General features: G+C 39.8%; 6 protein-coding genes and 1 pseudogene. 6 read left to right on the forward strand and 1 reads right to left on the reverse strand.

The features are described 5' to 3' along the window. Window positions 1-233: 233 nt before the first annotated feature. Window positions 234-971: a nitroreductase family protein gene (locus tag DEM91_RS11190; RefSeq protein WP_249858982.1), complete on the reverse strand. Its 738-nt coding sequence runs from the start codon at window positions 969-971 to the stop codon at window positions 234-236. An 895-nt stretch (window positions 972-1,866) separates the two neighbouring features. Between DEM91_RS11190 and DEM91_RS11195 the strand changes: the two genes are divergently transcribed. From DEM91_RS11195 to DEM91_RS11220, 6 genes and pseudogenes are all read left to right on the forward strand, one after another. Then, window positions 1,867-4,452, forward strand: coding sequence for an adenosylcobalamin-dependent ribonucleoside-diphosphate reductase (locus tag DEM91_RS11195; RefSeq protein ID WP_249858983.1), 2,586 nt, complete (start codon window positions 1,867-1,869; stop codon window positions 4,450-4,452). A gap of 9 nt (window positions 4,453-4,461) precedes the next feature. Next, window positions 4,462-4,839: a dihydroneopterin aldolase gene (folB, locus tag DEM91_RS11200; protein WP_249858984.1), complete on the forward strand. Its 378-nt coding sequence runs from the start codon at window positions 4,462-4,464 to the stop codon at window positions 4,837-4,839. Window positions 4,840-4,885: 46 nt separating this feature from the next. Continuing rightward, window positions 4,886-6,202, forward strand: a complete 1,317-nt coding sequence (locus DEM91_RS11205; protein ID WP_249858985.1) for an N-acetylmuramoyl-L-alanine amidase — start codon at window positions 4,886-4,888, stop codon at window positions 6,200-6,202. A 5-nt stretch (window positions 6,203-6,207) separates the two neighbouring features. Next, window positions 6,208-7,110: an MlaD family protein gene (locus DEM91_RS11210; RefSeq protein ID WP_249858986.1), complete on the forward strand. Its 903-nt coding sequence runs from the start codon at window positions 6,208-6,210 to the stop codon at window positions 7,108-7,110. Window positions 7,111-7,535: 425 nt separating this feature from the next. Beyond that, window positions 7,536-8,948, forward strand: coding sequence for a chromosomal replication initiator protein DnaA (dnaA, locus tag DEM91_RS11215; protein WP_025073014.1), 1,413 nt, complete (start codon window positions 7,536-7,538; stop codon window positions 8,946-8,948). An 83-nt stretch (window positions 8,949-9,031) separates the two neighbouring features. Beyond that, window positions 9,032-9,391 (forward strand): annotated as a pseudogene (locus tag DEM91_RS11220) (DNA alkylation repair protein); the annotation flags it as partial. Between the last annotated feature and the right edge of the window lie 78 nt (window positions 9,392-9,469).

A 9,469-nucleotide genomic window follows, 5' to 3' on the forward strand; every position in this document is an offset into this window, starting at 1 on the left:
TTTTGTATAAAGGTTGTACATACGATGGTTTAAACTTAACGTTTTGAATACTACTAAGTTACTAAAAATCAATGATAAGTGCAACTTTTTATTCATGTTTATCAACTTAAATTAATTCCGCCAACGGGTAACTTGTATGTTTTCAATAGGTGGTCAACAAAAAGGAGATGTATAGGTTTCCTCCATGTTCATTTAGGGTATAAGCATTGTAGGCAAATGGCGGTGAGAGATGTTTATAGAAATCCCTGCTGTTTCAGGGTGTTTAAGAAATTTTCCGACATTGCCTCGTTGTCTTTTTGCGTATAGCGAAGGTCTGTAAATACTTGAGCCAAAGTCTCTTTATGATTCACTTCACAAAAGTGAATGTTTTTGGGTAAGTTTTCTTTCTGTTTGTAACTCTCGTCGATTCTTTTAGGAGTATAATCCTCAAAAGTTTCGTGATGAACAATTGCCGATAGTGGAAGACGGTCAGAAACAGCTGGCGATTCATCGGGCCAACCTAAGGTGATAGTCGCAATGGGCATCACTAATTTGGGTAACTTCAAAATGTCGATAATCTTTTCAGGGGAGTAAAGTGTTGTGCCTAAATAGCATAATCCCAACCCTTCCTCTTCTGCAAGTTGACAAAAAGTTTGGCAGAACAGCAGCGTGTCAGTCATGGCATTGAGGAAACTCAAAAAGTTGTTATAACCCGGTTGCGCATTTCTACATTCTGCCCATTTTGTGGTTCGCCTAAAGTCTGCACAAAATGTCAGCACAACTGGAGCCGATTCTACCATAGGTTGGTGAAAATGGACGGGTGAGAGTTTTCTTTTATTCTCGCTATTGCGTGTTATTACCACGGAATAAAGCTGCAAATTCCCCATGGTCTGGGTGTGTGTCGCTTCGGACAACAAACGATTGAGTAAGTCGTTGTCTACATCTCTGTTTTGGTAAACTCTAATACTTCTTCTGGTGTTGATGGTTTTCATATTTGATTATTTTTGTTTCTACAAAGTTATAAAGATTTTCTAAAAAGAAAACTTTACGAGCATAAAAAACAAGGGCTTTTCCATTTAAGACTCATATTTGAACCACGAAACGCAATAACAGTACAGCGAATATAAAGTTGCGACTATGCTGTATTCAATAAAAATAAATGCTGAATTTTCTTTACAAAGTGCCTTTCATAACTCGCGTATTTACAACCAACGTCACAGTTGGTTGTAAATACACGAGTTATGAGCGATGTTTGTAATTGATTGCTATTGAATATGTTATGCTTAAACCTCCTCTTTTCATCCCAAATTTTACAATTTTCTGACGACTAAAGCATTACTCTAAGCCCCTTATTTGCATGCTTTAATGACGTTGAAGTATGTGAATAGCACCTCTAAAAGATGTTTCCAAGGGTGTTAACTCAATGTTCCAGCTTCAAAAGACGTTTCGTTTGTTCAAATCAGCGTATTTTTGTCTACCTTTTGCCTATTAAATTTTTCTATTTTGAAGATTTTCAATGGTCGATTTTTGGTAAAATAATAGGACAAAAATAATTGATTCCTTTATCAAAAATGCAGAACGTTAAAAGATGCAGCTCTTTCATCGAGAGGGTATTTTTGTTATACCAAGTGAAAGAATATGGTTGACAATGATTGCAAGCCTTACGGTTCGTTTCATAGAGAATTAGGTTTGTTGTCAACACAAAATAAAAAAGATTGTTTTTTACAAGAAAAACCTTTCGTATATGGAAGTGGTATATAAAAAGCGTTCGAAATACTAAAAATGATTTTTTTATATCGAAAATAAATTGTAGTTTTGCACTCATAAGATTTCAAATACAGCAATTGTAAGAACATCAAACTAATACATTCTTTTTATCGTATAGCAATGGAACAAGCGAAAACTTACTCTTTCGAAGAAGCATACCAAGAGGCTCTTCAATATTTTTCGGGTGACGAATTAGCCGCAAGAGTTTGGGTGAACAAATATGCCATGAAAGATAGCTTTGGGCATATCTATGAGAAATCGCCTAAAGATATGCATTGGCGCATTGCCAACGAGATAGCACGGATTGAAAATAAATTTAAAAATCCGTTGAGTGCTCAAGAAGTTTTTGAGTTGTTAGACCATTTCAGGTACATTATTCCAGCAGGCAGTCCTATGACAGGAATTGGCAACGACCATAAGGTAGCCAGTTTGAGCAACTGCTTTGTTATCGGATTAGACGGTGATGCAGATTCCTATGGCGCTATTATGCGCATTGACGAGGAGCAGGTACAGCTGATGAAGCGAAGAGGTGGAGTGGGGCATGACTTGAGTCATATTCGCCCCAAAGGTTCACCTGTTAATAACTCTGCGCTTACCAGTACGGGACTGGTTCCTTTTATGGAGCGTTACAGTAATTCAACGCGCGAGGTAGCGCAAGACGGGCGCCGAGGCGCACTGATGCTCAGCGTGAGTATCAAGCACCCTGATAGTGAGGCTTTCATTGATGCAAAGATGACAGAAGGGAAAGTGACAGGTGCCAACGTCTCTGTGAAGATAGATGATGAGTTTATGCAAGCCGCTATAGACGACAAGCCTTATGTGCAACAGTTCCCAGTGGATAGCGACGAACCTTCCATGAAAAAGGAAATTGCAGCAAAGTCATTGTGGGAAAAAATTGTACACAATGCTTGGAAGAGTGCAGAACCTGGGGTGTTGTTTTGGGATACAATTCTACGTGAAAGCATTCCCGACTGCTATGCCGACTTAGGTTTCCGTACAGTGAGTACCAACCCCTGTGGAGAGATTCCTTTGTGTCCATACGATTCTTGCCGTTTGCTCAGCATCAACCTCTATTCTTATGTGGTAAATCCATTTACGAGCGATGCGTATTTTGACATGGAGAAGTTTTCAAAGCATGTACAAATTGCTCAACGACTGATGGATGACATTGTGGATTTAGAGTTAGAGAAGATTGACCGTATCTTGAAAAAAATCAAGATAGATCCGCAGAGCAAGGAAGTGAAGGAGACAGAAAGTCATCTTTGGGAGAAAATAAAACGTAAGAGCGGACAGGGACGCCGTACCGGTGTAGGCATCACTGCCGAAGGTGATATGCTTGCCGCTATGGGCTTGCGCTATGGCACCAAAGAAGCAACAGAATTCTCGGTTAATATTCATAAAACATTGGCATTGAATGCTTATCGTTCATCTGTCACCATGGCGCAAGAACGTGGTGCGTTCGAAGTGTTTGATGCCAAACGCGAGGCAAACAATCCTTTCTTACTTCGTATCAAAGAGGCCGACCCTCAGCTTTATAAAGATTTACAAAAGTATGGCCGTCGCAACATTGCGTGTCTTACCATTGCACCCACAGGAACAACGTCTTTGATGACACAAACTACCAGTGGCATTGAACCCGTGTTTATGCCCGTGTACAAGCGTCGTCGCAAGGTTAATCCGAGTGATACCGATGTGCATGTAGATTTTGTAGACGAGGTAGGAGATAGCTTTGAGGAATATATCGTTTATCACAAGAAATTCTTGGAATGGATGAAAGTGAATGGTATCGATACAACCAAGCGATATACTCAAGAGGAAATCGATCAGTTAGTGGAACAGTCACCTTATTATAAAGCTACTGCCAATGATGTCGACTGGTTGGAAAAGGTGAAGATGCAGGGAGCCATTCAAAAATGGGTAGATCATAGCATCAGCGTCACCGTGAACCTGCCCCATGATGTAGACGAAGCACTGGTGAACCGTCTCTATGTAGAAGCTTGGAAGAGCGGATGCAAAGGGTGTACCATCTATCGAGATGGATCCAGAGCAGGGGTGATGATTTCTGTGTCTAAGAAAGATACGAAGAAAGAACCTGCAGAACAAGCCAAAGATAATGACATGGAGGAGCGTGTGACGATGCCCTGCCAGCATCCTGAGGTTACAGAAGTTCGCCCAAAGGAGTTGGAATGCGATGTTGTACGTTTCCAAAACAATAAAGAGAAATGGGTAGCTTTCGTCGGATTGTTAGATGGTTATCCCTATGAAATATTTACTGGTTTGCAAGATGACGATGAGGGTATCGTGTTGCCAAAGTCAGTGACTAAAGGTAAAATAATCAAACAGAAGCAAGAAGATGGCCCCAGTCGTTACGACTTTCAATTTAAGAACAAGCGTGGCTATAAGACAACGGTCGAAGGATTGAGTGAGAAGTTCAATCCCGAGTATTGGAATTACGCTAAACTTATTAGCGGTGTGCTTCGTTATCGTATGCCTATTGACCACGTGATTAATTTAGTGGGTTCCTTACAGTTGAAAGACGAGAGTATCAACACGTGGAAAAATGGTGTGGAACGCGCCTTGAAAAAATATGTAGACGATGGTACTGAGGCGAAAGGGCGGAAGTGTCCTGTTTGCGGACATGAGACGTTGATTTACCAAGAGGGATGCCTCATCTGTAAGAATTGCGGTGCAAGTCGCTGTGGATAAAGAACCTTTATGAAGATACAATCGAGTTATATTTTCTTACGTAACCTGCGGTTTCATGCCTTCCACGGCATGTTACCGCAGGAATGTATTACAGGGAACGACTATTTGGTGAACGTTCGGATTAAGTTTCCACTCTCTGATGTTTTTCAGACCGATTGTATTGCCGATACCATTAGCTATGCCGATGCTTACGAGTGCATCCGTAGGGAGATGGAAAAACCGTCGCAACTATTGGAACATGTGGCAGGTAGGATAGGAAAGTGTTTGATAGATAGCTATCCCGTGATTGAGGAAGTAGACATAGAAATCATGAAGATCAATCCTCCCATGGGTGCTGATTGCGATGGTGCTGGCGTAGAATTGCATCTGACAAATGGAAAAAACTAAATAAAATAGCAACGTTTTCAGTGGAAAATGCTTATATTTGTCGCCTATGAATAAGAAGAGCCTGTTCTGTTTGTTCACGATGATGATGTTTGCAGTGAGTTGTATGGCTGCAAGCAAAAAGTTTACGCTCGTTATTGACCCTGGGCATGGAGGGAAAGATCATGGTGCCATCGGTGTTTATTCACGCGAGAAGGACCTTACTCTAAAGTTTGGATTGGCTTTTGGTAAGCTGGTTGAACAGCGATGCCCCGATGTTAAAGTCATCTATACTCGTAAAACAGATGTGTTTATCCCTTTAGTAACTCGTGCAGAGATTGCCAACAAGAATCATGCAGATTTGTTTATTTCAGTTCATATCAATGCCTTAGCTGGTGGACGTAAAGTGAGGGGAGTGCAAACATATACATTGGGGCAAGGTCAAAATACTGGTAGGAAAGGTATTATAAAGAATTTAGAAGTAGCAAAGCGAGAAAACTCGGTCATCCTACTTGAAGAGAATTACCAACAAACCTACCAAGGTTTCGATCCAACTTCTCCAGAGAGTAACATCATGTTTGAGTTTATTCAAGATGTGAATATGCAAAAGAGCGTAGAACTTGCCAAATATATGCAGCAACATATTTGTGCCGCAACTGGCTTAAAGGATATGGGTGCTCATCAAAACAATTTGGCGGTGTTGCGTCTTTCGTCTATGCCAGGATGCTTATTAGAACTGGGCTTTATCTCTACACCAGAAGAAGAGCTTTTTATGAATGCACCCCAAGTTGCCGACATGTATGCGAGAGGAATTTTTAATGCTTTTGCTCAATATAAAAATAGGTATTATGAGGGGTTGACAGTGCCGTATAAAGCGCCCAAAAAAGTGACGCCAACTGTTCCTGAAATTGTACCTCAGGTTTACAAACAAAAAGAAGAAACGAAGACTAAAAAAGCAAAAAGGAAGTCTGAACCTACTCCTGTTTTATCGAAGAAAGAGGAGAAAAAAGTAGAAGAGACCACCACTACCGACAGTCGACCAGTAACTGAAACATCCAAGCCTGAAGTCATTGCAGAAAGTCGTGATGATATTCCAGCGCCAGTGAACCCTGATGTTCCTATATTCAAAGTACAAATTTTGAGCAGTAGCAGAAAAATAGCACTCAATGATGAGGCTTTGAAAGGACTCAAGGGGTGTGAGTGGTATCAAGAAGGTACTCTGTGGAAGTACACCTTTGGTTCGTCTACCAATTATAATGAAATACGTAAGTTGCAAAAAGAGTTGACCAATCGTTTTCCCGATGCTTTTATCATCGCCTTCAAGAATGGACAACGCACCAATGTAAACGAAGCCATTCAAACCTTTTTACAACTTAAAAAGAAATAAACAACATGAGAAATCATATACAAGAAATTAAGATTGCACTCGTAGCCGTCGCAGGATTGGTTGCTTTGTTCTTTGGCATGAAGTTCTTAAAAGGTTCGAACTTGTTATCGAGCAGTGACACCTACTATTTCGTTTTTAATGATATCAGTGGGCTTACCGAGTCAAGTCCAATTTTTGCCGCGGGCTATCAAGTGGGGCGTATCAAGAAAATTTATTTTGATTACAGTCATATAGAAAAAATAAAGGTCTTGGCGGAAGTCGATCGAAAAATGAAAATTCCATTGGGGAGTACTGCTTCAATTAGTAGTGACGTATTAGGAAATATCAAAGTAACGCTGAATATCGCACCACATCGGGGACAATATGTACAGCCGGGTGGAGTGATTTCAGGCTCTATAGATACAGGTACGGTAGGTAAAATGACCGAGATGGTACCAACCATCAAGCAAATATTGCCAAAGTTAGACTCGGTGATGTTTCATCTTAACGCTTTGTTGGCTGATCCTGCTCTTGCACATTCTATCCATAATATCGATGAGATAACTAACAATTTATCAACTTCGTCAAAACAGCTTCATATTTTGCTTACCAATGTAAATAGGGAAGTGCCAGGTATAGTGTCCAAAACGAATCTCGTCTTAGCGAACACTGAGCAATTCACTGACAATTTAAGGAAGATTGATGTCGCTTCAACCATGACAAAAGTGGATGAGGCGATGGCAGATGTACAGGAATTTACTGCTAAAATAAATAATAATTCGGGTACTTTTGGGCTCTTGTTAAAAGATCCCACCCTTTATTATAATCTCAACCAGACGATGAAGAATATTGATTCTTTAGCAGTTAATCTAAGACAACAACCTAAGAGATACGTTCATTTTTCGCTCTTTGGACGAAAGAATAAGTAATTTTTAGATGGATTTCAGTAAATGATATGATGAACATCTTTGAATCAAAATTGCATTTGACTCAAAGATGTTTAATTATAAAGTGTCTAAATAGGTAAACTTTTGTTTCACATTTTCAGAAAGGTTGTAAAGTCTTCTTTTTAACAGTCTTATGGAATGTTACAAGAATGTTTCACTCTTCAAGTAGTTATCTTTATCTAAAAGCATTTAAGTTATTTGTAATCAAACCATTATGAACGGTTTTGTTTGTGAGCGATGTTATTTTTCCTCAAAATGTCTTAAAGTGCGTTGTTTGTGTTAGTTACGACATTTTGGTGACATTGTGATAAAATTGTCATTTGTTTATTCAAATTTTCTTTTATAATTTTGCAGTCAATTGGCATTGAGGTTGATCGAAAGACATACCTAAAATACGATATGATTAAATGAATGTAAGTCCTAACGAAGCTTGGGACAAGACCCTTACGCTTATCCGTGAGAATGTCTCTGAGCAGCAATATAATACATGGTTCAAGCCTATAGTGTACGAGTCGTTTGAAGAATCGACTCGAACTCTTTTGGTACAAGTACCCAGCCCCTTTGTGTATGAGTATTTGGAAGAAAATTATATAGACTTGCTAAGTAAAGTATTGCGTCGTACATTCTGTGACCAAATAAGGTTAAAATATCGAATCGTTACCGATCAAGAGCATCATCTCACGCAAGATGTAGAGGCAGAGCAAACTGATTTGTCTGTGAAAACGCAGTTGGCGAAAACACGTGTCAACGAGTCTCCCACAGCTTTAGATGCAGCACAGCCGCAACAACTGGATCCAAATTTGAATCCTCATCAAACTTTTAATAATTATATTGAAGGTGATAGTAATAAGTTGCCCCGCTCTGTAGGACTTTCTATTGCAGAACATCCTCGAAAAACTCAGTTTAATCCTATGTTCGTTTACGGACCTTCGGGTTGTGGTAAGACGCATTTGATTAATGCAATAGGTATGCGGACGAAGCAACTCTATGCTCAAAAAAGGGTGTTATATGTCAGTGCTCGTCTGTTTCAGGTGCAGTACACCAATGCTGTGCTGCAAAACTCGATTAACGACTTCATTAATTTTTATCAAACCATTGATTTGTTAATCGTTGATGATATTCAGGAATGGATGACCGCTACAAAGACACAAGACACTTTCTTTCATATCTTTAATCATCTTTTCCGTAATGGTAAACGTATCATCTTAGCCAGTGATAGACCGCCTGTAGATTTGAAAGGAATGAACGAACGCTTACTGACTCGTTTTTCCTGTGGGTTAATAGCTGAGTTAGAGAAGCCCAATGTTCAGCTTTGCATTGATATCTTGAACAGCAAGATACGCAAAGATGGTTTGCAAATTCCAGAAGATGTAGTCCAGTTTATTGCTGAAACGGCAAATGGGAGCGTTAGAGATTTAGAGGGTGTGATAAACTCTTTACTTGCTTACTCTGTCGTGTATAATAGTACGGTAGATATGAGACTGGCACAAAGAGTAATTCAACGTGCAGTGAAGATTGATGACAAACCGCTCACCATTGATGAGATATTAGAAAAAGTTTGCAATCACTTCAACGTATCCGTATCGGCAGTCAATGGTAGGAGCCGTAAGCAGGATTTGGTGACCGCACGACAAGTCTCCATGTATTTGGCGCAGAAATATACTAAGATGCCAGCTTCCAGAATAGGTAAACTTGTAGGTGGCAGAGATCATTCTACTGTTATTCACAGTTGCTCTCGAATAGAGCAGCGTTTACAAGTCGACTCCATGTTCTCCAACGAATTAATGAGCATTGAAAACTCTTTTAAGTTGAAAAACTAAAAGGTTGCAAGGCTTCATTATCTTTTAGGTCTTTATTGTAATGCCTGTCGCTGCGATTGTTGAAATGAAATATCAGTTTTATTATGAGCGTTGATAACATATTAAGTAGGATATTAGAAGTCGAACACGGATTTCAACATATCCTTGACGGAGCTGATGAAATCCTTTCAACACACGCAAAGGAAAAATGTTTTGAAGTTGCACTCACGTTGTTTGAACATGAAGCCTATCAAGCTCGAATGTTAGCAACAACTATATTGGGCAGACTGGCAACAGAGGATAATAGCGCTCTTCGTTTTCTGAAAGAGCGAATAAGCACCGACGAGAATTGGCGTGTGCAGGAAATGCTTGCAAAGGCTTTCGATGAAGTCTGCAAACACAGAGGGTATGAAGCTTCTTTACCTCTCATAGAAGAATGGCTGAATGATAACAATCCGAATGTTAGGGTCAGTCGTAAAACCCAGTTGCACCCCTCCTCTCATGCACATAATTTCATAAGCCTGTAAAGGAAGAAAGGAATA

Source organism: Prevotella sp. TCVGH (assembly GCF_023522295.1).
Lineage (GTDB): Bacteria > Bacteroidota > Bacteroidia > Bacteroidales > Bacteroidaceae > Prevotella > Prevotella timonensis.